The organism is Clostridium gelidum (assembly GCF_019977655.1).
Classification (GTDB): domain Bacteria; phylum Bacillota; class Clostridia; order Clostridiales; family Clostridiaceae; genus Clostridium; species Clostridium gelidum.
Genome location: NZ_AP024849.1, coordinates 1,536,003 through 1,562,567, shown reverse-complemented (window position 1 = coordinate 1,562,567; position 26,565 = coordinate 1,536,003). Strand labels below are relative to the sequence as shown.

The 26,565-nt window shown below is 28.4% G+C and carries 23 protein-coding genes and 1 tRNA gene; 4 read left to right on the top strand and 20 right to left on the bottom strand.

Annotated features, from left to right (window positions below; translation table 11 throughout):
- Positions 1-48 precede the first annotated feature (48 nt).
- Positions 49-1,062 (bottom strand): sensor histidine kinase, encoded by a 1,014-nt coding sequence (locus psyc5s11_RS06945; RefSeq protein WP_224036888.1) that lies wholly within the window; start codon positions 1,060-1,062, stop codon positions 49-51.
- Positions 1,059-1,730 (bottom strand): response regulator transcription factor, encoded by a 672-nt coding sequence (locus psyc5s11_RS06940; RefSeq protein WP_224036887.1) that lies wholly within the window; start codon positions 1,728-1,730, stop codon positions 1,059-1,061. The genes psyc5s11_RS06945 and psyc5s11_RS06940 overlap by 4 nt, the downstream gene beginning before the upstream one ends.
- A gap of 147 nt (positions 1,731-1,877) precedes the next feature.
- Between psyc5s11_RS06940 and psyc5s11_RS06935 the strand changes: the two genes are divergently transcribed.
- Positions 1,878-2,510 (top strand): glycosyltransferase, encoded by a 633-nt coding sequence (locus tag psyc5s11_RS06935; protein ID WP_224036886.1) that lies wholly within the window; start codon positions 1,878-1,880, stop codon positions 2,508-2,510.
- A 15-nt stretch (positions 2,511-2,525) separates the two neighbouring features.
- Here the strand turns inward: psyc5s11_RS06935 and psyc5s11_RS06930 are convergent, their stop codons facing one another.
- From psyc5s11_RS06930 to psyc5s11_RS06915, 4 genes are all read right to left on the bottom strand, one after another.
- Entirely contained in the window at positions 2,526-3,467 is a 942-nt protein-coding gene (locus psyc5s11_RS06930) for a DMT family transporter (RefSeq protein ID WP_224036885.1), read from the bottom strand.
- 133 nt (positions 3,468-3,600) lie between these two features.
- Complete coding sequence (locus psyc5s11_RS06925; RefSeq protein ID WP_224036884.1) at positions 3,601-4,398, bottom strand: AraC family transcriptional regulator; 798 nt, start codon at positions 4,396-4,398, stop codon at positions 3,601-3,603.
- A 144-nt stretch (positions 4,399-4,542) separates the two neighbouring features.
- Entirely contained in the window at positions 4,543-4,863 is a 321-nt protein-coding gene (locus psyc5s11_RS06920) for an AzlD domain-containing protein (protein ID WP_224036883.1), read from the bottom strand.
- Entirely contained in the window at positions 4,860-5,594 is a 735-nt protein-coding gene (locus psyc5s11_RS06915; RefSeq protein ID WP_224036882.1) for an AzlC family ABC transporter permease, read from the bottom strand. Before psyc5s11_RS06915 ends, psyc5s11_RS06920 begins: the two co-directional genes overlap by 4 nt.
- Positions 5,595-5,714: 120 nt before the next feature.
- Here psyc5s11_RS06915 and psyc5s11_RS06910 point away from each other — a divergent pair, with 120 nt between their 5' ends.
- Positions 5,715-6,266 carry a helix-turn-helix domain-containing protein gene (locus tag psyc5s11_RS06910; protein WP_224036881.1) on the top strand — a complete coding sequence of 184 codons (552 nt, stop codon included), beginning with the start codon at positions 5,715-5,717 and terminating at the stop codon, positions 6,264-6,266.
- A 426-nt stretch (positions 6,267-6,692) separates the two neighbouring features.
- Here the strand turns inward: psyc5s11_RS06910 and psyc5s11_RS06905 are convergent, their stop codons facing one another.
- The 4 genes from psyc5s11_RS06905 to psyc5s11_RS06890 form a co-directional block, all read right to left on the bottom strand.
- Entirely contained in the window at positions 6,693-7,607 is a 915-nt protein-coding gene (locus tag psyc5s11_RS06905) for an AEC family transporter (RefSeq protein WP_224036880.1), read from the bottom strand.
- 259 nt (positions 7,608-7,866) lie between these two features.
- The gene (locus tag psyc5s11_RS06900) at positions 7,867-8,229 is read right to left on the bottom strand and encodes a DUF1304 domain-containing protein (RefSeq protein ID WP_224036879.1); all 363 of its coding nucleotides are present in this window, start codon (positions 8,227-8,229) and stop codon (positions 7,867-7,869) included.
- 88 nt (positions 8,230-8,317) lie between these two features.
- Complete coding sequence (locus psyc5s11_RS06895) at positions 8,318-10,888, bottom strand: MBL fold metallo-hydrolase (RefSeq protein WP_224038142.1); 2,571 nt, start codon at positions 10,886-10,888, stop codon at positions 8,318-8,320.
- Positions 10,889-11,040: 152 nt separating this feature from the next.
- Positions 11,041-12,147 carry a PrsW family intramembrane metalloprotease gene (locus psyc5s11_RS06890; protein ID WP_224036878.1) on the bottom strand — a complete coding sequence of 369 codons (1,107 nt, stop codon included), beginning with the start codon at positions 12,145-12,147 and terminating at the stop codon, positions 11,041-11,043.
- Between the two features lie 453 nt (positions 12,148-12,600).
- On the opposite strand from psyc5s11_RS06890, the gene psyc5s11_RS06885 reads away from it, so the two are divergent.
- The gene (locus psyc5s11_RS06885; RefSeq protein WP_224036877.1) at positions 12,601-13,980 is read left to right on the top strand and encodes a DUF2334 domain-containing protein; all 1,380 of its coding nucleotides are present in this window, start codon (positions 12,601-12,603) and stop codon (positions 13,978-13,980) included.
- A gap of 133 nt (positions 13,981-14,113) precedes the next feature.
- Here psyc5s11_RS06885 and psyc5s11_RS06880 read toward each other — a convergent pair whose 3' ends face one another.
- The 7 genes from psyc5s11_RS06880 to psyc5s11_RS06850 form a co-directional block, all read right to left on the bottom strand.
- Positions 14,114-14,278 carry a FeoB-associated Cys-rich membrane protein gene (locus tag psyc5s11_RS06880; RefSeq protein WP_224036876.1) on the bottom strand — a complete coding sequence of 55 codons (165 nt, stop codon included), beginning with the start codon at positions 14,276-14,278 and terminating at the stop codon, positions 14,114-14,116.
- Positions 14,279-14,352: 74 nt separating this feature from the next.
- Positions 14,353-16,503: a ferrous iron transport protein B gene (gene feoB, locus psyc5s11_RS06875; protein WP_224036875.1), complete on the bottom strand. Its 2,151-nt coding sequence runs from the start codon at positions 16,501-16,503 to the stop codon at positions 14,353-14,355.
- A 95-nt stretch (positions 16,504-16,598) separates the two neighbouring features.
- Positions 16,599-16,820 carry a FeoA family protein gene (locus psyc5s11_RS06870; RefSeq protein WP_224036874.1) on the bottom strand — a complete coding sequence of 74 codons (222 nt, stop codon included), beginning with the start codon at positions 16,818-16,820 and terminating at the stop codon, positions 16,599-16,601.
- 11 nt (positions 16,821-16,831) lie between these two features.
- Positions 16,832-17,041 carry a FeoA family protein gene (locus tag psyc5s11_RS06865; protein WP_224036873.1) on the bottom strand — a complete coding sequence of 70 codons (210 nt, stop codon included), beginning with the start codon at positions 17,039-17,041 and terminating at the stop codon, positions 16,832-16,834.
- Positions 17,042-17,350: 309 nt separating this feature from the next.
- Positions 17,351-17,425, bottom strand: a tRNA-Gln gene (locus psyc5s11_RS06860).
- A gap of 76 nt (positions 17,426-17,501) precedes the next feature.
- Positions 17,502-18,713 carry an NADP-dependent isocitrate dehydrogenase gene (locus psyc5s11_RS06855; RefSeq protein WP_224036872.1) on the bottom strand — a complete coding sequence of 404 codons (1,212 nt, stop codon included), beginning with the start codon at positions 18,711-18,713 and terminating at the stop codon, positions 17,502-17,504.
- Positions 18,714-18,911: 198 nt separating this feature from the next.
- Positions 18,912-19,208, bottom strand: coding sequence for a hypothetical protein (locus psyc5s11_RS06850; protein ID WP_224036871.1), 297 nt, complete (start codon positions 19,206-19,208; stop codon positions 18,912-18,914).
- A gap of 191 nt (positions 19,209-19,399) precedes the next feature.
- On the opposite strand from psyc5s11_RS06850, the gene psyc5s11_RS06845 reads away from it, so the two are divergent.
- Positions 19,400-21,259: an LTA synthase family protein gene (locus tag psyc5s11_RS06845; protein WP_224036870.1), complete on the top strand. Its 1,860-nt coding sequence runs from the start codon at positions 19,400-19,402 to the stop codon at positions 21,257-21,259.
- A 197-nt stretch (positions 21,260-21,456) separates the two neighbouring features.
- On the opposite strand, the gene psyc5s11_RS06840 is transcribed toward psyc5s11_RS06845, so the two are convergent.
- From psyc5s11_RS06840 to psyc5s11_RS06830, 3 genes are all read right to left on the bottom strand, one after another.
- Positions 21,457-23,550 (bottom strand): glutamine synthetase III family protein, encoded by a 2,094-nt coding sequence (locus psyc5s11_RS06840; protein WP_224036869.1) that lies wholly within the window; start codon positions 23,548-23,550, stop codon positions 21,457-21,459.
- Positions 23,551-23,907: 357 nt separating this feature from the next.
- Positions 23,908-24,825, bottom strand: coding sequence for a CPBP family intramembrane glutamic endopeptidase (locus psyc5s11_RS06835; RefSeq protein ID WP_224036868.1), 918 nt, complete (start codon positions 24,823-24,825; stop codon positions 23,908-23,910).
- Positions 24,826-25,086: 261 nt separating this feature from the next.
- Positions 25,087-26,559, bottom strand: coding sequence for a glutamate synthase subunit beta (locus tag psyc5s11_RS06830; RefSeq protein ID WP_224036867.1), 1,473 nt, complete (start codon positions 26,557-26,559; stop codon positions 25,087-25,089).
- Positions 26,560-26,565: the final 6 nt, after the last annotated feature.

Genomic DNA, 26,565 nt, shown 5'->3' with positions numbered 1-26,565 from the left:
TCCATAATATTTAGGAGTTGTATAAAAATAGGAGTAATTTCATACAAATTATTTTAAACTTGTATAATTCCCAATTGGAAAAATGATATTAACTTTTGTTCCTTCTCTTTCTATAGAACTCAAATGTATTCCAAGTCCTAATTTTTCACAAAGCTTTTTACACAGATAAAGTCCTATACCAGTAGATTTTCCATATTTTCTTCCATTTTCTCCTGTGAAGCCTTTATCGAAAACTCTATTTACATCATTCTTGGAAATGCCTATTCCATTATCTTCAATAGTCAGTATTATGTTATCCTCACCTTCAGTTGTATAAGCTCTTAAAACTCCACCATTATCTCTACTATATTTTATAGAATTAATGATAATTTGATTAACAATAAACTTTACCCATTTAAGGTCTGTTATTACGTTTCCTGAAACATCTTCAATATCAACTGAAATTTTTTTATTTATAAAATCCCGTCTATTATTTCTAATAGCTTCCTTAATTGCTTCTTTTACTTCAAATTCTTTTACTATATAATCATTGCTAACATCCGTACTTCTTGAATAATAAAGAGCTTGATTTATATACTCCTCAATTTTTTTAAGTTCATCTCCTAATGCATTTTTTTCTTTACTCTCACTATTTTCTACAATTAACTTTGATGATGCTATTGGAGTTTTTATTTCGTGAACCCATGTTTCAATATATTCTCTGTACTCTTTTTGAAGATTTTTATAAAAATTAACATGCTCATGCATATTTCTATTACATTCACTTAGCACTTCATATATTATTTTTCCTTCATAATAATTAGGGGATTTTATAACTTCAGGCAATAAATACTTTTTATCTAGCTTATCAATAATTCCGGTAATATCATCATAAAATCTTTTCTTTGAAATAAAATCCATTATTATATAAATCATCAGAGGAGTAAACCAAACAAGAAAAATCATAAATACTATTATAGCTGGCATTTTAGCTATACTCATTAAAACTAAAAATAATAAATATATTATTAAATTAATTATTATAAAAGGCGCTTTTGAAAGAAAATATTCTTTTATATTCATAATAATATGTACCCAAGTCCTCTCTTTGTTTCTATACCATCTTCAAAACCTATTTCATTAAGCTTCTTTCGGAGCCTAGTCACATTCACTGACAATGTATTATCATCAACATAAAGATCTGAATTCCATAGATAGTCCATTAAATCTTCTCTACTTACTATGCATCCTTTATTTTTCATAAGACAAAGTAATATTTTGAGTTCATTTTTCGTAAGATCAATTTTATTGTCATAAAAATTTACAGTTCCACTCGTAATATTAAGTTTTAATCCTTTATGTTCAACTATTTCAAAAGCCGAATTATTTCCAGAAGTTCTCCTAAGTACAGCAGTTATTCTTGCAAGAAGTATTTGTGTATTATAAGGTTTTGTTATAAAATCATCTGCACCAAGATTCATACTCATAATTTCATCCATTTCACTATCTCTGCTTGTAACAATAATTATAGGTATATCCTTTTCTTTTCTAATTTCTCTACATATATAATATCCATCATAATAAGGAAGGTTTATATCAAGCAAAATTAAATCCGGCTCATCTTTTAAAGCTATTTTTACTATATTTTCAAAATCAGTTGGTGCATAAGCTTCATATCCATAACGCATTAAAAATTCAATAAGTTCTTTTTTTATATTTTCATTATCCTCTATTAACATAATTTTAGGCATATAAATCTCCTTTGAAATTCTAATTTTTTTACTTTAATACAATATTATTATGATACTATTATAATTCTATTTTACTTCTTATTCCAAGCATAGTTTTTTAATCATAGGACAAATTAAATAAGTATTAAGAAAAAGGAGTGTATTATAATGAAAAAAATTTTTAAAGCTTTATCTGTATTAATTTTACTTACGACGTTTCTGCCTTTTAAATCATATGCTATTGACACTGACATTCCCTTAAATGATTCTATAGTTAATTTGAAGATGGATGAAAGGAAACTTTGGATTGACCATGTTTTATGGACTAGAGATTTTCTTATTAGTGATTTAGCATCCCTTCCAGATAAAGATTCTGTCCTAGAGAGATTGCTTAAAAACCAAGATGATATTGGCGCTTCAATTAAACCTTATTATGGAGAAGAAGCTGGAAATAAACTTTCAAAACTTTTAAGAGAACATATTATAATTGCCGGTAAAGTTGTAGATGCTGCTAAAAAAAATAATAAATCTGACTTAGATAAATACAATAAAACATGGTATAAAAATTCAGATGACATTGCTGATTTTTTATCTACTGCAAATCCTAATTGGTCAAATTCAGAATTAAAAGATATGTTACATAAGCACTTAGAATTGGTAACTGCCCAAGCTGTTGCTAGATTAAATAAAAACTGGAAAGCTGATATAGAGACATATGATAAAGGTGAAGAACATATAATTAAGTTTGCTGATGTACTTTCAAATGGAATTATAAAACAATTCCCAGAAAAACTTAGTTAATAAGTAAAGGCAGTCCTAATCAGACTGCCTTTGTTTATGATTAAATATATATTTACAGTTTAATGAATATTTAAATATATTATTTAACCATTTACTTTGATTTATATAAACGCCTGCAAATATTAAGACTCCTCCAAATAACATTAACTTACTAATATTCTCATTTAAAACAATATTAGATGACACCATAGTTATTAAGGGAACAAAATATATGTAATTTGTAGTTTTTACAGATCCTATAACATTTATTGCTTTATTCCACATTAAAAAACATAATACAGATGCAAAAATTGAAAGAAAAAGAAAATTCAAAACAATACTAATATTTAAACTCGGTATTTTTAATAAATTAACCTTTGAAATAATTAGAATTGGTAACATAGTTATTATTCCATAAAAAAAGGTCTTTCTTACAATAAAAAGTTGACTATATTTATCATTTACTCTTTTTATTAATATTGAATATATAGAAAATAGAATTGCAGAGATAATTGCCATTAAATCTCCCTTTGGATTTAATTTTAATACCTTCCCATTATAAATAATAATAGATATTCCTATTATTGCTATAACAAATCCTAAAAACATATTAATAGTAAATTTCTCGCGTTTTGATATAAAATGTGCAATTAATGCTGTAAAGATAGGTATTGCAGACAATATTAATCCAACATTTGAGGCATAGGTATATTGAAGCGCTAAATTTTCAGTCCAATAATAAAATGATATTCCCGTAGCACCTAATAAAAAAAATAATATTTCTTCTTTTATAGGCAAAACCTTAACTTTTTTAGGATAAATGACAATTAAAATAAGAAAAGCTATAAAAAATCGATAAGCTAAGATTTCCTCTGGAGAAAATTGAGTTAATAATATTTTTGTTGATATGAAAGTTGTTCCCCAAATAATTATAGTTACTATAGCTAGTACATGTGCAAAAAAAATTTTATTTTTCATTTATAATTACTCCTTTGTGTTTTTACTACAGTATCTAAAAAATATCTAGTTATTATTCTAATTTAATTTTAGATACCTAAGTAATTATAAATTTCATTTTAATATAAGTATTGTAAAAAATTGCACTGTTTTTTTACAAATTAGCTTTATACATCATTGGGGTAACTCCTGTATATTCCTTAAAACACTTTATAAAATGGCTTTGATCATAAAATCCAGATTCTATTGCCATATCTGCAAAACCCTTTTTATTTTTCAATAACTTTTTTGCATAATTTATCCGTAAATTTGTAATATATTGATGTGGAGACAAGCCATAGCACTCATTAAATTTTCTAATTAAATAGTATTTACTCACATGTGCTATCTTTGCCAAATCATCAAGCATTATATCTTTCCTGTAATTTTCATTCAAATATTGCTTAATTTCACTTCTTCTTTTTAAATTTAAATTTTCTAATGAATCTTCATTTAATTCTATATTATCATTCTTAATCAAAAGAGAAATATAATTTAGTAATTTTGATTCAGTTTCAATATCTATTGTTTTATTTTCAATGTTATCCGTTAATTTAATTAAATCTAAAAACATCTTTTGATTTACCTTCATATAATCAAACTTGATTTTTTCACTCTGAATATTGAATCCAGACTTAAACCACTCAGGACTTATATAAAGCATTCTAAAATTCCAACTTTTATAATCATAAGGATTGCACTTGTGAGGAATGCTTGGTGGAATTAGTAAAAATGTCTTTTCATTAAGTTCATAAGTATTACCACCTATTTCTGTTTTAGTGCCTCCCCTTTCAATTAATCCTATAGAAACTTCATTATGAAAATGCGCTTTAGATGAGTGTATAGAATTATTGCACTTTTTAATTTCAATATCTCCATCAGCATTATTAAAAAAATATCTTATATCTTCCATTATTGCCTCCAATATAATTTATTTAATTATACTATTTATAGATTTAATTGTATAATATATCCCCTATATAAAAAAATCTACGTCATTTATGGTAGGTTCACCCTTCATTATCCTGTATGATATGTAATATAACTCATTTATTATTTAAAATACAAATCTTAAAATTGCGACTGACACTATTCCAACAACTACTGTTAATAATAAATTGTTCTTTTTAAGAGCAACTAATACTGTAGGTATTGCTGCCAATAGTTCTAAAGAATTACCTTGAATTGAAAATTTATTGTCAACAGTAAGAAGTTCTACTGCTATTAATGCCGCTAATATTGATAAAGGTATGTATGTTAAAAATTCTTCAACATTCTTATTTAATTTTATTTTTGATAATATAGTTATAGGTAATACTCTTGGAATCATCGTTACAATGCATCCACCTATAATAACACTCCATATATAAAGATTCATTCTTTAATCATCACCCCAATTAATGCTCCAATAACTGCTGCTATAATAGCTCCAGTGCTAGTCGATACTATTTGTATACTTATAATTAAAACCATAATAGTTGTAATAATTATTATAATCGCTTTATTTAATTTTATATTGTCTTTAATAGCTGAAATTAATAATCCTATAAACATGGCAATTAAAGCAAAATCTAATCCAAAAACTTTATAATCGGGTATAATACTTCCAAGAAGTACTCCAATCCCGGTGGCAATAATCCAGTTTATATATGCAACAATATTTAAACCCATCATCCAAAAATAATTAATCTTCTTTCTATTAAAACCTTCTGCTGCCGCTACTAAAAAAGTTTCATCTGTCAAAAGTACCCCTATAGATAAATTTTTCAAAAGTGAATTTTCTTTAAAATATGGTGCCATTGCTGCACTCATAAATAGATGTCTAAAATTAATAAAGAAAATAGACAATATTATACTTGCTATAGATGCATTCGATAATATCATACTTGAAGCAATAAATTGAGCTGATCCAGCATAAACAAAAATACTCATTCCTACTGCTTCTACAAATGTTAATCCACATGATTTTGATAAAATTCCACAAGCGAAGCCTATGCTAAGATATCCAAATATAGTCGGTATACAATCTTTTACTCCTTGTATAAAATAATAAGTACTTGTTTTATTCTTTATTTCTAAAGAATTCTTTGACATTTCTTCCACTTCCATAAGCTTGCCCCCTTGATTGTTTATCCCCAAAATTGTAATATATAATATATGCATTGTACGTTATATTTTACATATGTTATATATTACGTTTGTACGTTATATTTGTCAAGGAGTGAAACTATGAATTTAAATAATATTATTGCTAGAAATCTAAACAGATTAAGAACTGAAAGACAACTAAGTTTAAGTAAACTTTCTGAAATATGTGGTGTTAGCAAAGTTATGCTAGGACAAATTGAACGTGGAGAATCAAATCCAACTATTAATACAATATGGAAAATAGCTACTGGTATTAAAATTCCCTATACGCTCCTTATTGATGAACCAATAGAAAGTGATATTTGCATAAGAAAAGAAGATGCTAAAAAACAAACTGCTATTGATGGAAAGTATAGACTTTATTGTTATTTTACCAGTCATGTAAATAGGAATTTTGAACTTTTCACTGTAGAATTAGACCCTAATAGCACATATGTATCACATTCCCATGGTGAAAAAACTCAAGAATATCTCATTATTTATAACGGAAATTTATCATTAGATATTGATGGCACAAAACATATTTTAAACGTTGGGGATTCGATAGTTTTTGATTCTTCAAAGCCACATTCTTACTGCAATTCAAGTGATGAAATATTAAAAATGACTATAATTAATTATTACTTATTGTAATTTATAAGAATGGACAGTAGCTACTTTTGTTTTTACACAAAACTAACTACTGTCTATTTTTTATGTTGCACTTAGGAGCATATCCAAACAGAGAAATTGGATACGTATTTGTGAAGTAGGCATTGAAAATAAGCTGCTGAAGCTTCTTAATGGGTGCAACCTCCCATTTAGAATGCTTCCAGCGAAATTTTCACAGTCCTACTGAATAAATATGTATTCAATTTCGGCGGATGTAGGCATAAGTACGATTTTCACTGTGGTTATCTATATAAGATGTTCTTATATGCAACATAGCTACTCTTTTTTAATATGTATATTTTTCTTCAAACTAAGAAGTATGTTTGCCTCATGGCAAACTATTAGGTAACCATAATAATTTTATTAACAATTAATTATTTAATGTCAACTCCAAATTTTAGATTATATTTACCAAATAATATTAGCTAAATACATTATTATAGGAATTGTAATTAATGACAATAATGTACTTAATCCCACTAGTTTAGCTCCATATTCGTAATCTCCACCATACATTTGAGAAAACATTGGTACAGTTAGTCCAACTGGTGTAGACATGGCAATTAGAACTACCATTTTAATTTCTGCTAGACTTGATGGAAGAAACCTAAATATTACTAGTATTACCATTGGAATTACAATCAATTTTATAAAACACACAAAATAGGCATATTTATTATTAAACAGAGTAATAATCTTAGATTTTGCAATATATGTTCCTAGTAAAATCATAGCTATTGGAGTATTAGTTTGTCCAACCAAATTAAAAGCATCATAAAGAATTACAGGTAATTTTATTGGCGAAGCAAAAATTATTAATCCAAATACTACAGCAATAATTCCTGGGTTAAACAGTATGCTTTTTATTGTAATTAAATTTTTATTTTTTGATACGAGATAAATTCCATAAGTATAACTCAATATATTAAAACACACCAAATATGCTGATAAAAAGAATACTTTATCTATGCCCATTATACCAGTAACTAATGGAATCCCAATAAATCCTGCATTAGCAAATCCAATAGCAAATTTATCAATTCTTTGATCTTTTTTAAAGATAATCTTTCCTACAAGAAATCCTATAAGCATTGCTCCTAAAGAAATTATAAAAGAAATTCCAAGTTCCTTCAACATAACAATAGAAAAATCCATTTGGTATCTTGTTAGCATAATAAGGGGATTAATAACCCAAACTAACAAATTAGATATCTGCTTAGTTCCTTCGTCGTTAATCAATTTTTTTCTATATACAATAAAGCCAATTGCCATTAGTACATACATAATACTAATTTGGCCTACAATTGTTGAAATAATCTCCATAATAAGTATCCTTTCATTTAGACATTTTTTATCTTAATGTTTATTTATTCTTCCGTTAACGAGTTATATTATATCATTTGATTATGTTAAATTCCATTACATATTTTCCACTATGGAAATAGAAAAAGTAACGTTAAATCAAAAAGCTATCTTTGAAAAATAATATTAGCATTCTTTAAAAGCTCCTAAATATTATTTTCTAAGATAGCAAAGTTTATTTTTATTATCTAGCATTATGTTATTCAAATTTATAAAATACTTATAATAAGAATAAAAGTGATAACGTGATCATTGCAGGTAATCCCTGTTTTATTATAATTGATTTCGAACTTGTTATTGCTCCATAAATGGCTGCAGTTACTATACATGATAAGAAAAATACAGCTATATTCTTAGACCAAATCTGATCAGTAATTAATAATGACCAAATAAGTCCTGCTGATAAAAATCCATTATACAATCCTTGATTTGCTGCTAAAGATTTTGTTTGTGGAAACAACTCTTTAGGTAATGTCTTGAAAGTGGAAGCACCTTTTGTAGTCCATGCAAACATTTCTATCCATAATATATATATATGTTCAAGTGCAACTACTCCAATTAATATTTTTAAAATAAATGTCATTGTATTCCCCCCTAAATAATAATATATAACAACTAATAATAATTATTATATACTATTCTATTATCCAAAACAACTACATTCCTATGACTTAACCTAATATCAGACTGCACCCTGTAATTTCTTCAAATTCTCTTTTAACACTTTCAAAATTATCTTCCCCACTTGTAATATTTAAAGAAACAGTCATATTACTTGGATTATAAGATGGATTTTTCTTTAAAGCAATGCTGTTTTTATCACATAAAAGCTTTGCAACATTAAATAATTCATTTTGATTCACTTTATCCGATATGGCGATGCTCCAACCTGTTTCACAACAAACATGCCCTAACTTTTCTTCAAAGTTTTGTCCAATTTTAGGCGATATAAATACAAGTTCAATATATTTTCCTTTATTATTATTCTTTATACTTTTTTTATAAGGTTTATGTTCTTCATTTTCAAAAGCTTTATCAATTAAACTTAGTGCTGAATTTTGCTCTACAGCCACAACATCCTCAACCTCAAAATATAGCTTATCATTACTTAAATCAGTATTAATACCTGAAGTTCCTTCTTCAACTATAAACAGCTTCCACCCAGTTTTTTCTTCAAATACTTTGCTTTCACTGCCATCACATATATTTTTACAATTAAGAAATACATGAACCGAAAATTTTTCTGGATAAAAAGATATTTTTTTAATAGTAATAGGATTAATTAATTTTTTAATAAGCAAATCCGCAGAACTATTATTTATTTTCTCATTTATGCTTACCTTCCACTCTGTTTCCTTATAAAAATCATCCATAACATTTTTAATAGATGAATCTACCCCCTGTGGAAAATCAAAATTCAAGATGATTTCTTTCCTATCTAACATCATACTAATTTTCTTATACTCAAAATCCTTAAACTTTTCTTCAATTAAACTTATAAGTGTTTGTTGTGTAAGCTCCTTAGGCTTTAAATCTTCATTTATATCATCTTCTATTCTTGCTCTAAACATAAATAATCTTTTTAAATCACTTTCAAAATAAACACTATCCACAATAACCTTTTTAAATTTCTGCATATCTTCATTCTTATTATCAAGTGTATCAAAAGAATTATCAACATCATTGTTATTTTTCACTTCAAAACTTTGAGCAATTTCAAAATTCTTTTCGCCACTCCATATATATAATAATTCTTCAATAGTCAAAAGCCTATCCCCATAGTTCTCATTAATAAATTTCCACAGTTCACTTATATTTTCTTCACACAATTGATCTTTTGTATTTAAAATATGTGGAAAATTTTTATTTAACTGTTTTCTAGGATTCCTAATATTTATAACAATTTCCTCACCACAAGATGGCGTATAAGTTCTTCCTATAAATTCATCAGATATTTCTTTACCTAAACTTCTTATAACATCTTCATTTCCATGAACTAAAATAATATTTCTTGCTGATATTCTCTCCAAAACACCCTTTATCTCATTTTTATCAGCATGAGCTGATAAGCCTATTTTTTTCACCTTGCATTTAACAGGAATATTAAGTCCATTTATGCTTAAATATCTTTCACTTTCTTCATCGGCGTCTATTAGGTCTAAAATCTTTCTTCCAGGTGCTTCTTCATCCTGGTATCCTGTTATTACAATATACCCATTTTCCATAGGTGCTATTTTTTCAGCATAAAATGCACTTGGCCCACCAGTTAGCATACCTGAACTTGATATAATAACTACTGGTTCTTTTTGAGATAGTATTTCTTCCCTGTGCTCAGTTGTTTTAATTTCAATTATGTTGTCATCATAAAAAGGACTTATTCCCTTTAATATTTTTTTACCAAGAGAATTCTTTAGATATAGTGGATTATTTTTGTAAACCCTATTTATATCTCTAACCATTCCATCAACATAAACCTTAACCTTTTTCAAACTCCCCTTATTCATTGCACCCTTTAATATTAGTATTACTTCTTGTGCCCGTCCTAATGCAAAGGCTGGTATTATCATCTTTCCATTGTTTTCTATACATTCATTTACTGCATCTATTAAGTTTCTTTCTTCAATTTCACGATTTGAATGAAGTCTATCACCATATGTAGATTCAACTATTGCCACATCAGGTCTTAATCTAGGTAATTTAGCACCTTCAACAGTTCTTTGAGAAAACACTGAAAAATCTCCCGAATAAAATACAGCACCTTCAGGACTTTGAAGATAAACACAACTTGCTCCAGCTATATGACCTGCATTATAAAAGGTAACATACATATTTTCAAATATAGGAAATTTCACTTCATAATTTATAGTGAAAATTCTGTTTAATGTATTTTCTACATCAGTTTCTGCATATAAAGGTATTTCTGCATCTCTATTATTCATTATTTTTAAACTATCATATAATAAAACCTTAACTAAATCTCTAGTCATATTATTCATATATATTTTTGCATTTGGATATTCCTTACTTATAATTGGTAAACATCCTATGTGGTCTAAATGAGCATGGCTTATAATTATTGCATCTAATCCGCCATAAGTTTGAACATCCCTAAAATTAGGAACACTATCCTTGCTAGCACTTTGCCTAATTCCTGCATCAAATAATATGTTTTTGCCATTAATCTTGGTTAAAATAGAGCTACCACCAACTTCTAAAGCTCCCCCTAAAAAATCTATATTAATAAATATCCACTCCTTATTTTCTATACCTCTTATTGTAATGTTTCATTTATATTAGGATATTATCTGTTACATTAAATTTATTTCCCATAACGCATTCCCCTTCATGCCTTATATTATGTATTTTACCACACATATATCTATCTAATCCTTTTTTACACTTGTTTCCTACCATGGTTTAAGCTTGAAATTTGTTTTAATCCTGCACTAATAAATATTATCACAATAATCCATGCAGTTATTGTAAGTATTACTTGAACAAGTGGAAGTTCACTATTAGTGCTTATAGGCATATCCCAAATTGCATGTAATCCAATTATGAGAACAAAATATTTAAGAAATTTAATATTCATAATATGTTTAATTTTTAATCTATTATCTTCCTTTACCATTACTAATGCTGCTCCAGCCATAGCTGCCCAAACAATATGACCTCCAAAGGCTAAAACGCCTCTAGTATATATTATTCTCATCAATATTGGAATTTGTAATCCATACGCAAATTCATATCCAGCTGTTTCAAATACTGCAAATCCTGCTCCAACTGCTGCTCCGAGTAGAAGTCCATTTAAAATAAACTTTCGCTTGCTTCCTCTTAAAAAATATGCAACTACAATAAACTTTGCAGATTCTTCAATAACTCCTATCATAATCGCACCAAAATAATCTACTTTTCCTACAAAAATAATTCGGCTAAATATCATTGTTAAAAGTAAAGAAGATACACCTCCAAAAAAGAATATTTTAGTTACATCAAAAATGTTAATATTTCTTGGAGCATTTAATTCCCAGAAAAAAACAAGTAATGAAAATGGAACTGTTAAAGCACCTATAAATATAATTCCTGGATATGCTAATACATTTTTAAAAATTCTTAATAAGGCTAATAATCCAAGAAAGGTAGCTGCAAACAAGAAAAATACTCTTGAGTATAACCAAGGTTTGGGCCATTTCGAACAAATATCACACTCTTTTGGTGCTGTATTTCCAGTGCCACAAATAAAAGTATTCTCTCTCTCCTCTAAACTGTGTTTCTTAAATACATTAACCAACAAATCTGTTAATCTTAAATCTACTTGCTCGCTTCCACCATCCATTATATTTACTTTATTTATGAATCCATTCTCTTCATTCTCATTTGATCCATCTTTTTCTGCATTATTTTTATTATCATTAAAATTAAAACCACACGTACTACAAAAACTAGAATTGTTCAAAACCTTTTCTTTACAATTTGGGCAATCCTTTATATTTTCATCCATTATTAATCCTCCTTGTTTTTCTATTTAACTTAACTATTTTCCCCAATTATTTTTTTGTAATTCAAATTTTCTATTTTCCAATCCAAGTTACCCCTAATAATAAAATGGAATTTTTTTGTTCTATTTAAATGGAATTATTAAAATCCAATCTATTTAATTAAAGATATTATTTCAAAATCATACATACATTTTTCTGAATTTATCTTTCCGTTTGGATATAAATAGTTATAATCATATGAATAAAGTAGTAGTATCAGCTATTTCATTTTTATTCTGATTATCACTTAACTCAGACTTTATATCCTTATTAACCTTAAATGCTTCTACCTCTTTTTTATTGTCAACAACTTGTAAATTTATTTATATACTTTATCTTTATGACAAACATTTGTCATAAACTTATAATATAATATATTATGGAATTATTTTATATATAAAGAGGCGAAGAAAATTATGAAAAAGAAAAAAAAATTATTTATTTTTCTAACATTATCATTACTTTTATCAGTATTCATATTCTGTGATCCGTTTTTTTACTTTAAGCTTTTTAATAAAAGCTTAACTGTTATAAATAATACTGTATATGCTAGCTCACTACCTGATAATACTTTTAAAAGTACCTATACTCCAAAAATTAAATTTGAAGATATGCCTATAACAAAAATTAACAATGTAAGTTTACATATCTTAAATCAATCTAACATTAATAATTCTCCTATGCTGCTTAAATCGCAAAGATATTATCTACAACTTGGTTTTATTTGTAATAAGCTCAACTATACTATTGATGCTTCAAATAGCAAAATTTTATTATCTAATAATGATAATAAAATTTCTTTAACTAAAAATTCATATACTAAAAATTCTAGGACAGGCTATCTTAGAGGTAATTTAATAACCAGCGATGATGCTAATTATATTTCAATCTCAGATATAGAAGAACTTTTTAATTTAACTGCTGTTTTTGACTTTAAAAATAATAATATCAGCTTACTTGACAGCAGCGTTAAAACACCAGAAGAGTCTTCCGTATCATATACAAACAAGGTTGCTTTAATTAGATTAGAGGATTTCGGTTGTGGTAGTAATTATGCCATAGATAAAAATCAAACAAAAATAAAATGCATGGCTAATCTTCTTTATTCACAAGGAATTAAATTTCATGTGAGCTGGATTCCTAGATTTAAGTCTCCTGCTGATAATATTGATAATGATTTATTAACAAATAACAATATAGCAAATGTAGGATTTGTTAATTTAGTGGATTACTTGATTAATAAAGGTGGTGAAATAGGACTTCATGGTTATACTCATCAACATGATGATGAAATAAGTGGAAAGGGTGAAGAATTATCTAAAGATGTCAATAACACTGAAGCAGAAACACGTGCTGTAATTGAAAAAGGTATTGATACTGCAAGTGCACTAAACATCCCTATTTCCTATTATGAAAGTCCTCATTATTTTGACACTGAACTTCAAAAGAAAGTTATTTCAGATTATTTTCAATTTATATACGAACCTTTCAACGGTGCAGAAAATACCAACATATATAAATCAGATGACTCTAACTTATTTGTCCCAACGCCATTGGGATATATACATGATTCAGACCCAAATTCTATAATCGATGGGCTTAATAATGAGGATCCTGATACGCTTCATAGCTTTTATTATCATCCATTTGTTGAATTAAAATATATAGATCTTAATACGAATAATAACAAACTTAATATAACCTATGATGAAAATTCTCCATTACAAAAAATAATTAAAACTCTTAAATCTGATGATTATACAACAGTTCATATTGATGAGCTTATAGATAAATAAAATCATACAACTTCATATGATATTTCAGTTGCAAAATTCCTTGAAAGTGAAAATTCTTAGGCACTAGAAACAAAAAAGCACTAACCCATTAAAATGGCTAGCGCTTTTATTTAAACTTAGAATTTAATGAGTCCTATTTCTTTTGTACTTTAGTTCCGTGACAGGCACTAGCAGAAGAACATCCAGAGCAACCACAGCCACAACCACTTTCTCCACTTCTTACCTTTTTAACTTGCTTTGTTATTACAAGTGCCATAAACCCAAGAATAATTCCACTTAGTATAATTGTTGCTACCATAAAATATCACTCCTCATTTTTAAATTTAAGTAGGTAGTCTGTAATAATAGAACTTACCTACTTAGTTTTTTTATTTATTTTGTATAACTTAATTGTCCAGTTATTTCTTTTCCTTTTGCATTTCTTCCTGTAAATATAACTGTTCCAATTACTAAAACAACTATTATTATTGAAGTTAAAGCTCCAATTAAACTTCCACTACCTAATATGAAATTACCAACTTGATTTATAACAAGAGCAACTAAATACGCAGTAAATGTTTGAAATCCTAAAGTAATCCATGTCCATTTCCAAGATCCCATTTCACGTCTTATTGCACCAATTGCAGCAAAGCAAGGAGCACATAACATATTAAATGCTACAAAAGCAAATGCACTAGCCACAGTAAACATTCCTGCAATATTTGTAGCAAGCGTTGGATCATCTTCTGCTGCATCAGCTATACCGAATAAAACCCCAAACGTTCCAACAACATTTTCTTTTGCAATTAATCCTGTTACTGTTGCAACGGCTGATTGCCAATTACCAAATCCAAGTGGTACAAAAATAGGCGCTATTACATTTCCAATGCTTGCTAATATACTATCACCTGCATCAACCATTTCAAGTGACCAATTAAATGACTTTAAGAACCATATTGTTACACAAGCCACTAAAATAATCGTACCAGCTTTAGCTATAAATGCCTTTCCTCTTTCCCATACATGCATTAAAACACCTTTTGCACCTGGAATATGATATTGTGGAAGCTCCATAACAAATGGCGATGGATCTCCAGAAAATAACCTAGTCTTCTTTAATATAATTCCGCAAATGATAATCATTACTATCCCTAAAAAATAAGCAGCTGGTGCTACCCAAGATGCTCCACCAAAAAGTGCTCCTGCAATAAGTGCTATGATTGGCAATTTAGCACTACATGGAATAAATGTAGTTAACATAATAGTCATCTTTCTATCCCTATCATTTTCCATAGTACGAGTTGACATGATACCAGGAACACCACAACCTGAACTAATTAACATTGGTATAAAAGACTTACCTGACAGCCCAAATTTACGGAAAATTCTATCCATAATAAAAGCTACACGAGCCATGTATCCGCAATCCTCAAGGATTGATAATAAGAAGAATAACACCATAATTTGTGGTACAAATCCAAGTACTGAGCCAACACCACCAATTATTCCATCTACTATTAGTCCTTGTAACCAATCAGCAACATTTGCATTTACGAGCCAAACTGAGACATTACCTTGGATAATTCCTGAAAATAGCGTATCATTTACCCAATCCGTCATCATAGTTCCAACTGTACTTATGGCTATGTAATAAACACCAAACATAATAGCAGCAAAAATTGGCAGCGCTAAAAAACGATTTGTTACAATCTTATCAATTTTATCTGATGTTGTTTCTTTTCCTTTGTTTTGTTTTTTAACAGCAGTTGAGACAACCTCGCCAATAAAAGCATATCTGTCTCCTGTGACAATACTTTCACTATCATCATCAAGTTCAGCTTCATATTTTTTTATTATTACTTCTATTTCATCTGAAATATTTTTTGATAACTTTAACTTATCAAGTATGTTTTCATCACGCTCAAAGAGTTTAATTGCAAGCCAACGTATTTCTACCTCTTCATGTGGAATACTTCTTATGATTACTTTTTCTATTTCTCCAAAAGCTTCCTTAGCTTCATCAGAAAAAGTTAATATAAAATTAGGTTTCTTTTTTGCATTTGCAACTTCTATTGCTTTTTCTGCTGCGAGCTTTACACCATTTCCTTTAAGTGCTGATGTTTCAACTACTGGGCATCCAAGCGTTTTAGATAATTTATTAATATCTATTTTATCTCCATTTTTCTCTACTATATCCATCATATTAAGTGCTATAACCGTTGGAATTCCGAGTTCTAAAATTTGTGTTGTTAAATATAAGTTTCTTTCAATATTAGATGCATCTACTATATTAATTACTGCATCTGGTTTATCATTTATCATAAAGTTACGTGTTACAACCTCTTCAAGCGTATATGGTGATAAAGAATAAACACCTGGTAAATCAACAATTTCAACATCCTTATTTCCTCTTAACTTACCACCTTTTTTTTCAACCGTTACTCCAGGCCAATTACCAACGTATTGAGATGAACCTGTAAGTTCATTAAACATAGTTGTCTTTCCACAATTAGGATTACCTGCAAGACCTATTTTAATTGACATTTTCATTCCCCCTAAATTCAGTTAACAATTAAGAATTAACAGTTAACAATTTATGATGAAATTCCTTTGGAATTTCTTAAATTATATTAAATAAATTACTCTACAATGATCATTTCTGCATCAGCTTTGCGAAGTGATAATTCATATCCACGAACTGTTACCTCTATTGGATCTCCAAGTGGTGCTACCTTACGTAAATATATTTCACAACCTCTTGTAATTCCCATATCCATAATACGTCTACGAACAGGTCCTGCTCCATCAACCTTTGTGACTCTAACTGTTTGTCCACACTTTATTTCTTTTAATGTGCTCATTATGATGCCTCCTATACTATTATTCGACTTGCCATACCTTTATCTAGTGCAACTCTACTATCCTTAACATTTATTATAAGATTTCCTCCAAGTTCAGAAATAATTCTAACAGTTTCTCCGGCAACAAATCCTAGACTATTTAGGAATCTTTTTGTTTCATCATTTCCTGTTATCTTTTTAATATTCATTTCATTTCCTTTAACCGCTAATATTAATGGCATATATTCTCGCCTCCTAATTGATAATGATTTTTATTAACTTCCATATAAACTATATTAACACTTTTTCAGGTAATTGAAAATGATTTTCATTGCTTTTCTGAATAATTATAAATTTGTTATTGATATCGTTTTGTTTTTATCTTTTCACTTTTTTACAAGTTATTATATTAATAATTTTTACCACATTAATAATTTCACACTATATCCTCACTAAAACTATTTTCATATGCAAAATATTATGAATCATTAAAAAACAAAAAAATACCAACAGTTTATATTTTTTATACACTGTTGGTATTACTAATTTGATGGTTACCGAGATAAGACTCGAACTTATAACCTGCAGAGTCAGAGTCTGCCGTTCCACCATTGAACTACTCGGCAATATTTATATATTTAATAGTGGTATGTGTTAATATTTCCCTTAACACATACCTTTTTTATTAAATTTTCTTATTTTCTATATTAACATTCCTTCTAATGTTTTTCTAATAGCCTTGATAAAATCAAAAGTATTTAATGTTTGAATATTATCATGTTCTGCTATTAATGCTAAATCCTTAGTCATAGCTCCATCTTCAATTGTCTTTATTGAAGCCTTTTCTAATTTATCTGCAAATTCAACGAGTGAAGTATTATTGTCTAATTCTCCTCTTTTTCTTAAAGCTCCAGACCATGCAAATATTGTTGCTATTGAATTAGTTGATGTTTCTTCCCCTTTTAAATGCTTATAGTAATGTTGTTGAACAGTACCATGAGCTGCTTCATATTCATAGTTTCCTTCTGGTGAAACTAGTACAGATGTCATCATTGCAAGCGATCCAAATGCCGTAGCTACCATATCACTCATTACATCTCCATCGTAGTTTTTACAAGCCCAAATCATTCCACCCTCTGATTTAATTACTCTTGCCACAACATCATCTATTAATGTATAGAAATATTCAATTCCTGCGATCTCAAACTTAGTTTTATATTCCGCATCAAATATTTCTTGGAATATATCTTTAAAAGTATGGTCATATTTCTTTGAAATTGTATCCTTAGTTGCAAACCACAAATCTTGCTTAGTATCTAATGCAAAGTTAAAGCAACTTTTTGCAAAGCTTTCAATAGAGTTATTCAAGTTATGCATTCCCATAACAACGCCATCTCCAGCAAAATTATGTATTAATTCTCTTTTTTCTTCTCCATTTTCAGAAGTAAATACAAGTTCACATTTACCTTTTCCTTCTACTTTCATTTCCACATTTCTGTATATATCTCCATAAGCATGTCTAGCTATAGTAATAGGCTTTTTCCATGTTCTAACGTATGGCTTTACTGGTTCTACTGTAATTGGTGCTCTAAATACTGTACCATCTAAGATTGCTCTTATAGTACCATTAGGACTTTTCCACATTTCTTTTAAATCATATTCTTTCATTCTTGCGCCATTAGGTGTAATAGTTGCACATTTTACCCCAACTTTATATTTTTTAATGGCTTCTGCAGAATCTAAAGTAACTTTATCATTAGTTTCATTTCTATATTCTAATCCAAGATCATAATATTCTGTGTTTAATTCAATAAAAGGATTTAATAGTTCCTCTTTTATTGCACCCCAAATGATTCTTGTCATTTCATCTCCATCCATTTCAACTAATGGAGTCGACATTTTAATTTTTTCCATGTTTATTGCCTCCTATATTGCTTATATTAGCTATAATTATCTACTAATAATTATACAATAGTGTTAGTTTTTTATCAATCGACAATTAGTAGTTAATACTTTGATTGTGCCTTATGCAACTAATTCTTATATTTACTGACATAACAAAGACTCATACCAATGAACTGAATCTAAATACCTCTCTATTAAACTGTTGAATTACTGTTTATTTTTATCTACTTCTTCATAATCAACATCAATAACTTCTCCACTAATATAGTCATCCGTTGAATCTTTATAATTATCTACATTATCAGCCGTATTTTTTAAATCAAACTTGTTTGAATCTTTTTTTTCTTTCTTTACTTTTATAAATCCTATAATTTTCATAACAACATATGTTACTAGCCCAAATAATATAAAGTATGGAAGGATATTTAAAAATACTTTTCCCACTAAAAACACTATACAAATTGTTCCAATAATATATATATACTTTTTAATTTGTCCATTCATTTCAATCAACCTCTATGCTAATTAATTTTTCTTTAATTATACAAGAAAAATATATAATATACAATGTAGTTCTTATAAGATAGATGACTGTTTACTATAGTAAAACAATTAATAATTTAAAAAACCAAATTGTATTTTTAGACAAAAAACTATATAATTTTCATATAAATAGTATTGGAGATTTTAATATTATGAAATTATTAAAAATGAAAAATATTCTCAAAAAGATAATATTCTTTCCGCTAAATATTTTATCCAATCATAATATTCAACTTATGATATTTGTAATTTTAGCCTTCCTAATAAAAAGTATATTATTTGTAGTTTTATTAGATCCAAGTTTTAATTCATTTATAAATAGCGCCTCTTATTCTTTTGTTTATTTACCTTTTATAGTTTTTATTTATTCTTTTGGATACATATTTTCTAAAAATAAGCGTATTATTTTTTATATTATTTCAAGCCTTATTTATAGTATTTTGTTATTAAATGATTTATGGTATTTTAGGGTAAATGGAGACTTTTGGGGTTTTAAGCAAATATTTTTTAGTGGTAATTTTAACCCTAGTCAAAAATCTTTAATCAATTTCAAACTAATTGATCTCACTCTTTTTATAGATACTATATTTATGATTTTATTGTTTATTTTTAAAAAGTTGTATATCTCAGGTAAAGAGGATATAAAAAAGTTCATTATATCATTATTAACTTCAATTATAATGTTTATAACCTGTTATATGTATTTTGCTTTTATTGAGATAAGTGTCTTTGGTAATAAATCAATATGTTCTCAACGTTCACCATTAATATCGGTACAAGCTTCTGGTCCATTAACATATCATTTAGTTGAAAGTATAACTTCTGCTAAAGAATATTTAAATAGTAAGCTTAAAGTGAACTCAAATGATCAACAATTAATTCAAAAATGGTTTAAAGAGAATAATGAAAACCTGCCTGATAACGAATTTAAATCTATAGCAAAAGGTAAAAATGTTATTTTTCTTCAAATTGAATCTTTAGAGAATTTTGTGATTAATCAAAAGACAAATAACCAAGAAATAACACCTTTTCTTAATAAACTTTCAAGGGAAGGATTATATTTTAATAATATATACGAGCAAAATAATGGAGGCCATAGTATTGATTGCGATTTTTTAGTTAATACCTCTATTTATCCTTCTGGTAACAGAGTTTCAGCCATTGCTTACGGGGAAAATATATATCCAAATTCATTTCCTCGAATTCTTTCTAGGTACGGCTATACTACAATAACTTCTCGTCCTGAAGATCCAGGTGATTTTGATTGGATGAAACTACATAAGAATTGCTTTGGAGTTAGTAATGTATTTAGTATTTTAGATTATAATAATGATGAAAAAATCGGTTATGGCTTATCTGATAGAAGTTCTCTCATTCAATTTTCAGATAAACTAAAAAAACTAAATCCCCCATTTTTTGCTCAAACTTGTACATTAACAAGTCATGGACCGTTTAATTTAGATAGCAAATATCGTCAATTAAAATTGCCAATTGAAATTGATACAAACTATTTGGGCGGATATTTTGAGAGCCTTCACTATACAGATGCACAACTAGAATTATTTTTCAAAAAGCTTGAAGCTAATAATCTCTTAAATAACAGCATTATTGTTATCTATGGTGACCATACTGGAGTACATAAATATTATAACGATTCTATACAAAACCTTAATTATGAAGAAAATTGGTGGAAGGACTTCGACCATAAAATACCCTTAATAATATATTCTCCTGGGATTACTCCAACTGTCATAAAATCTTCCGGAGGACAAACTGATATACTACCAACACTTTGTTATATTTTAGGCGTTAATGATGACTTATACAGGAAAACTTCAATGGGAAGAGTTCTTGTTAATACTAATATTGATGCAACAGTAATAAAGGATACTGCAACAAATAGCAATACAATAAAAGGTACTCTAAAAAACTATAAAGAAGAACGCCATCTTCTTGATGCTTACACTATTGGAGAAAAAATCATACAGGCTAATTATTTTTCAAGACCGTAAATTTACATAGAATCTTTATTAACTAAATCCAATATTATTTTATAAAAAATATATTGTTATACAGCCTTATATAAGTCATATTAGGCAAAAAAATGGAGTACTTCATTTCTAAAGTACTCCATTTCATTTATCAGAGTTTTATTTGGCTAACATTTAGATGAGAATCAAACCTCGCCTAAATAAAATTTCACTTGATATTATATGTTGAATAACATATCTCCATAAGTTGGTAGTGGCCAGAATTCTTCATCAACCATAGTTTCAAGTTTATCAGCATCTGCTCTTAAAGTATTCATTTGTTCGAATACTTCATATCTGTACATCATTCCTAAGTCAAATATATCTCCTTGGAAGTTGTCAGCTTTTTCAACTGCTTTTTCAAGAATTTTTACATTTTTGTTTAATGAAGCTGTTAATGTTGAAACTTCTGTTAACAATTCAGTTTGAACTGATATATCTGCATTTATTCCAGTAGCTTTAATACTGTTTATTGATTCAGCAAGACTTGTAGTAAATTGAATTACTGCAGGTATAATTTGACGTTTTGCCATTTCAAGTGTTGTTAAAGCTTCTATATTTATAATCTTATTGTAATTTTCAAGAGTGATTTCGTAACGAGATGTTGATTCTACTTTAGTTAAAACTCCATGCTTTTCTAGTACAGCTTGATTCTTTTCAGAAATCATAGCTTTAGCAGCTTCTACAGTAGATTTAATGTTTGGTAGACCTCTTCTTTCAGCTTCAACAACCCATTCATCTGAATATCCGTTACCGTTAAAGATAATTCTCTTATGAGTTTTAACAATATTAGTTAAAATTGATTGTATTTCAGCATTTAAATCAGTAGCTTTTTCAAGTTTATCTGCAATTTCAGATAAAGTTTCAGCAACTATTGTATTTAAAACGAAATTGCAACCAGAAATTGAAGCTGAAGATGGAACCATTCTAAATTCAAATTTATTTCCTGTGAATGCAAATGGAGAAGTTCTGTTTCTGTCAGTTGCATCTTTGGGAAGTGGAGGTAATGTATTCACTCCAATAGTTAATTCACTTGAAGATATAGAACTTGTAGCTGGACCTTTTTCAATTTGTTCAAGTACGTCTTCTAATTGATCTCCAAGGAACATAGAAATTATAGCTGGAGGAGCTTCATTAGCACCTAAACGATGGTCATTTCCAGCGTTAGCAGCTGATACTCGAAGTAAATCTGGATATTCATCAACAGCTTTTATTACAGCACAAAGGAATAAAAGGAATTGTTGATTTTCATGTGGAGATTTACCTGGTTCAAGAAGATTCATTCCATCATTAGTAGCCATCGACCAGTTGTTATGCTTACCTGATCCATTTACTCCAGCGAATGGTTTTTCATGAAGTAAACAATATAAGTCATGTCTTGAAGCAACTTTCTTCATTAATTCCATTGTAAGTTGGTTGTGGTCAGTTGATATATTTGTTGTACTAAATATAGGAGCTAACTCATGTTGAGCAGGAGCAACTTCATTATGCTTAGTTTTCGCTAATATTCCAAGCTTCCACAGTTCTTCATCTAGCTCTTTCATGAAATCAGAACTTCTTTTTGTTAATGCTCCAAAGTAATGATCTTCAAGTTCTTGACCCTTTGAAGGTTTTGCTCCAAATAATGTTCTGCCTGTAAGTATAAGGTCCTTACGAGCATCATACATTGACTTGTCAATTAAAAAGTATTCTTGTTCAGGCCCTACAGTTGTAATAACTTTTTGAGTAGTCGTATTCCCAAGTGCTCTTAAAACACGTAGAGCTTGTTTATTTATAGCTTCCATTGAACGTAATAAAGGAGTCTTCTTATCTAAAGCTTCTCCATTATAAGAACAGAATGCAGTAGGTATGCATAATGAACCATCTTTTAAAAATGCTGGTGAAGTACAATCCCATGCAGTATATCCTCTAGCTTCAAAAGTAACTCGAAGGCCTCCTGAAGGAAATGAAGATGCATCGGGTTCACCTTTAATTAATTCTTTACCTGAAAATTCTAACAATACATTTCCGTCTGCTGTTGGATTTATAAAAGAATCATGTTTTTCAGCAGTAATTCCAGTCATTGGTTGGAACCAGTGAGTAAAGTGAGTAGCACCTTTTTCAACAGCCCAATCTTTCATTGCAGATGCAACAACATCTGCAACTTCTGGTTGAAGAGAAGTACCTTTTTCAATTGTCTTTTTTAAAGCTTTATAAATAGCCTTAGGAAGACGTTCTTTCATTACAGCATCGCTAAATACATTTGAAGCAAAAATTTCATTGATTTTGTTCATTAATAAAATCCCCTTTCAGATATAAAACATTATTTAAATTGTTGTTAACTAATTTATAATTTATTAATATTAAATTGTTAACAAAAAAATATACATTAAAACAGCAAATATTATCCTTTAAATTACATATTAGGAATAAAATTCATATCAAAAAAATAAAGAACTAAAGAAATATTTTAATATTCTTTAGCTCCATTGCTAAAATTTTATTTAATTAATAATCTAAACCTTCTATTACTCGGGTTCTTATATATAAAACTACCATAGTTCTATATATTAACTGTATTAATTATACTATATTGTTAAAGGATATTCAATACTAAAATTCGATTTTCTATTAAAAAGGTAATAAACGTACTAAGCTTTTCTACTAGGTAAAAATCTATATATTATGAAAATTGTTATCACTAATAATATTGTAACTACTAGTCCACCCTCTGGTCCAAAGCTACCTCCATTAATTAGATTTGGACTTATTGTCCTTATAGCATATATAGAATCTGTAACATTACCACTTACTAAAAATCCAAAAACATCCCCTTGAAAGTAATTCCATGTTATATGATAACCTATGCACATCCATATATTTTTAGTTTTCATAAATAAATATCCCATGGAGATTCCAAATAAAAATAAATTGATATAAGCTAATAAACTTATACCAGCATTCATTGAATGCATTAATGCAAAAATTACTGATGAAACTATAATAGGTATCCATGATTTTTTAGTTTGTTTTAAAACAGTCATACAATATCCTCTAAAAAGTTCTTCATTAAATCCTACAAAAATAAAAATAATTAGCTGTATAATTAATACTAAAGAAAATTTAGGTTTATTAAAGTCATTTGCTAATTCTACAGATTTTGTTGTTAGCAATACAATTGCAACAATTGTAAAAGATATTGCTCCAATTAATAATCCAATACACAGATCCTTTGAGCTACTTTTTATATTAGTAAGCCCAATATCTTTAAGTTTTCTTCCATCTAATACTCTCCAAAATAGAACAATAAAAAATATCATAGCCATGCACTGCATTAACTGTAAAAATACCGCTGGAAAATGGGTCATACCTGAAAATTGTTCTTGTATATAATCTGTATTACTAATTTGGTCTGATACAAATTCCGAATTATTAACCATAGCAATTACAGAATATATTATAGTAAAAATTGATGAAATCATTAATATTGTAATATAAAACGAGCTAAAAACAATTCCTATTTTCCACCCAGATCTTATTTGATTAATATCATTTCTAAAAACTTTCATTATTTACACCATCTCATTATCTTTCATTTTTTGATTGTGCCTAATATCAGCACACTATTAAATTATATTCATATATTTTATAGTTTTTCTAATTATTATAACTTTATTTTTATAATAAAGCACATGAAAATAAATAATACCTCTAGAAATTTTCCTAAAGGTATTATTTTTTATAATGATCTTATATGCAGAAAAGTTCCGTATTGTAGCATAGCTACTCTTTTTATAAGTGCATAGCTGCTCTTTTCTAATGTGTGTATCTTATTTTCTTAAAAATTTATTAACAGCTATTCCTGCTTGTATTCCTTCATTTATTGCAGTTACAACTAGTGATTGACCTCGTCTAGCATCACCTGTTGCAAAGATTTTAGGAATATTAGTTCTAAAATCTGCTTCTCCTGCTTTTATATTAGTTCTCGGATCTGATTCTACACCAAAAGCATCTTTAATGTAGTTTTGTGAACCAGTGAATCCCATTGCAAGTAATACAAGTTCAGCTTTATAAATTTTTTCTGATCCTTTAACTGGTATTGGTGAAAATCTTCCACTCTCATCCTTTTTCCATTCAACTTTTACAGTATCAACACTTTCAACATTTCCATCTTTATCTTTATGAAGAGCTGTAACTGTTGTTAAATATTCTCGTGGATCTTTGCCATATAACTCTATAAATTCTTCTTGGCCATAGTCAACCTTTAGAACTTTAGGCCATTCTGGCCATGGATTATTTGCACTTCTTTCTTTCCCTGGCTCTCCCATTATTTCAAATTGTACTAATGATTTGCAGCCATGTCTAAGTGAAGTTCCAACGCAGTCTGTTCCTGTATCTCCACCACCAATTACAATTACATTTTTATCTTTTGCAGAAATGTAGTTATTATCTGAGTGATTTGAATCTAAAAGACTTTTAGTATTGGATTTTAAGAAATCTACTGCAAAATAAACTCCTTTAGCTTCAGCTCTTCCTTCTACTTGAAGATCTCTTGGTTCTGATGCTCCTGTTGCAAGAACTACTGCATCATATTCGTTTGATATTTGTTTTGCATCATAGTTGTCACCAACATTTGCATTGTTTACAAATTTAACTCCTTCTTCTGCCATAAGATGTACTCTTCTTAAAATAACCTCTTTATCAAGCTTCATGTTAGGAATTCCATACATCAATAATCCACCTGGTCTGTCACTTCTTTCTAATACAGTAACCTTATGACCACATTTATTTAATGTATCTGCTGCTGCAAGTCCTGCTGGACCCGAACCAATTACTGCAACTGTCTTTCCTGTTCTCTTAAGTGGAGGATTTGCTTTAACTGTACCATTTTCAAAAGCAACATCAATTATAGTTCTTTCATTTTCTTTTATTGCAATTGAAGGTCCATTTATTCCAGCTGTACATGCTGATTCACAAGGTGCTGGACATACTCTTCCAGTAAATTCAGGGAATGGGTTAGTTTTATTTAATCTTTCATAAGCTAAATCCCATTTTCCTCTATAAACTAAATCATTCCATTCAGGAATTAAATTGTGAAGTGGACATCCTGATACCATACCTGAAAATAATACTCCTGATTGACAAAATGGTACCCCACAATCCATACATCTTGCCCCTTGAATGCATTGTTTTTCTAAAGGAAGTCTTTTATGAAACTCTTTATAGTCTTTTAATCTTTCTTTAGGTTCTCTATTTTTACCTTCTTCTCTATCGTACTCTAAAAATCCTGTTGGTTTACCCATGTTTCT

Coding starts and splice junctions, on each gene's coding strand:
- psyc5s11_RS06945 (WP_224036888.1), bottom strand. CDS start 1,062: ATGAATATAAAAGAATATTTTCTTTCAAAAGCGCCTTTTATAATAATT.
- psyc5s11_RS06940 (WP_224036887.1), bottom strand. CDS start 1,730: ATGCCTAAAATTATGTTAATAGAGGATAATGAAAATATAAAAAAAGAA.
- psyc5s11_RS06935 (WP_224036886.1), top strand. CDS start 1,878: ATGAAAAAAATTTTTAAAGCTTTATCTGTATTAATTTTACTTACGACG.
- psyc5s11_RS06930 (WP_224036885.1), bottom strand. CDS start 3,467: ATGAAAAATAAAATTTTTTTTGCACATGTACTAGCTATAGTAACTATA.
- psyc5s11_RS06925 (WP_224036884.1), bottom strand. CDS start 4,398: ATGGAAGATATAAGATATTTTTTTAATAATGCTGATGGAGATATTGAA.
- psyc5s11_RS06920 (WP_224036883.1), bottom strand. CDS start 4,863: ATGAATCTTTATATATGGAGTGTTATTATAGGTGGATGCATTGTAACG.
- psyc5s11_RS06915 (WP_224036882.1), bottom strand. CDS start 5,594: ATGGAAGTGGAAGAAATGTCAAAGAATTCTTTAGAAATAAAGAATAAA.
- psyc5s11_RS06910 (WP_224036881.1), top strand. CDS start 5,715: ATGAATTTAAATAATATTATTGCTAGAAATCTAAACAGATTAAGAACT.
- psyc5s11_RS06905 (WP_224036880.1), bottom strand. CDS start 7,607: ATGGAGATTATTTCAACAATTGTAGGCCAAATTAGTATTATGTATGTA.
- psyc5s11_RS06900 (WP_224036879.1), bottom strand. CDS start 8,229: ATGACATTTATTTTAAAAATATTAATTGGAGTAGTTGCACTTGAACAT.
- psyc5s11_RS06890 (WP_224036878.1), bottom strand. CDS start 12,147: ATGGATGAAAATATAAAGGATTGCCCAAATTGTAAAGAAAAGGTTTTG.
- psyc5s11_RS06885 (WP_224036877.1), top strand. CDS start 12,601: ATGAAAAAGAAAAAAAAATTATTTATTTTTCTAACATTATCATTACTT.
- psyc5s11_RS06880 (WP_224036876.1), bottom strand. CDS start 14,278: ATGGTAGCAACAATTATACTAAGTGGAATTATTCTTGGGTTTATGGCA.
- feoB (WP_224036875.1), bottom strand. CDS start 16,503: ATGTCAATTAAAATAGGTCTTGCAGGTAATCCTAATTGTGGAAAGACA.
- psyc5s11_RS06870 (WP_224036874.1), bottom strand. CDS start 16,820: ATGAGCACATTAAAAGAAATAAAGTGTGGACAAACAGTTAGAGTCACA.
- psyc5s11_RS06865 (WP_224036873.1), bottom strand. CDS start 17,041: ATGCCATTAATATTAGCGGTTAAAGGAAATGAAATGAATATTAAAAAG.
- psyc5s11_RS06855 (WP_224036872.1), bottom strand. CDS start 18,713: ATGGAAAAAATTAAAATGTCGACTCCATTAGTTGAAATGGATGGAGAT.
- psyc5s11_RS06850 (WP_224036871.1), bottom strand. CDS start 19,208: ATGAATGGACAAATTAAAAAGTATATATATATTATTGGAACAATTTGT.
- psyc5s11_RS06845 (WP_224036870.1), top strand. CDS start 19,400: ATGAAATTATTAAAAATGAAAAATATTCTCAAAAAGATAATATTCTTT.
- psyc5s11_RS06840 (WP_224036869.1), bottom strand. CDS start 23,550: ATGAACAAAATCAATGAAATTTTTGCTTCAAATGTATTTAGCGATGCT.
- psyc5s11_RS06835 (WP_224036868.1), bottom strand. CDS start 24,825: ATGAAAGTTTTTAGAAATGATATTAATCAAATAAGATCTGGGTGGAAA.
- psyc5s11_RS06830 (WP_224036867.1), bottom strand. CDS start 26,559: ATGGGTAAACCAACAGGATTTTTAGAGTACGATAGAGAAGAAGGTAAA.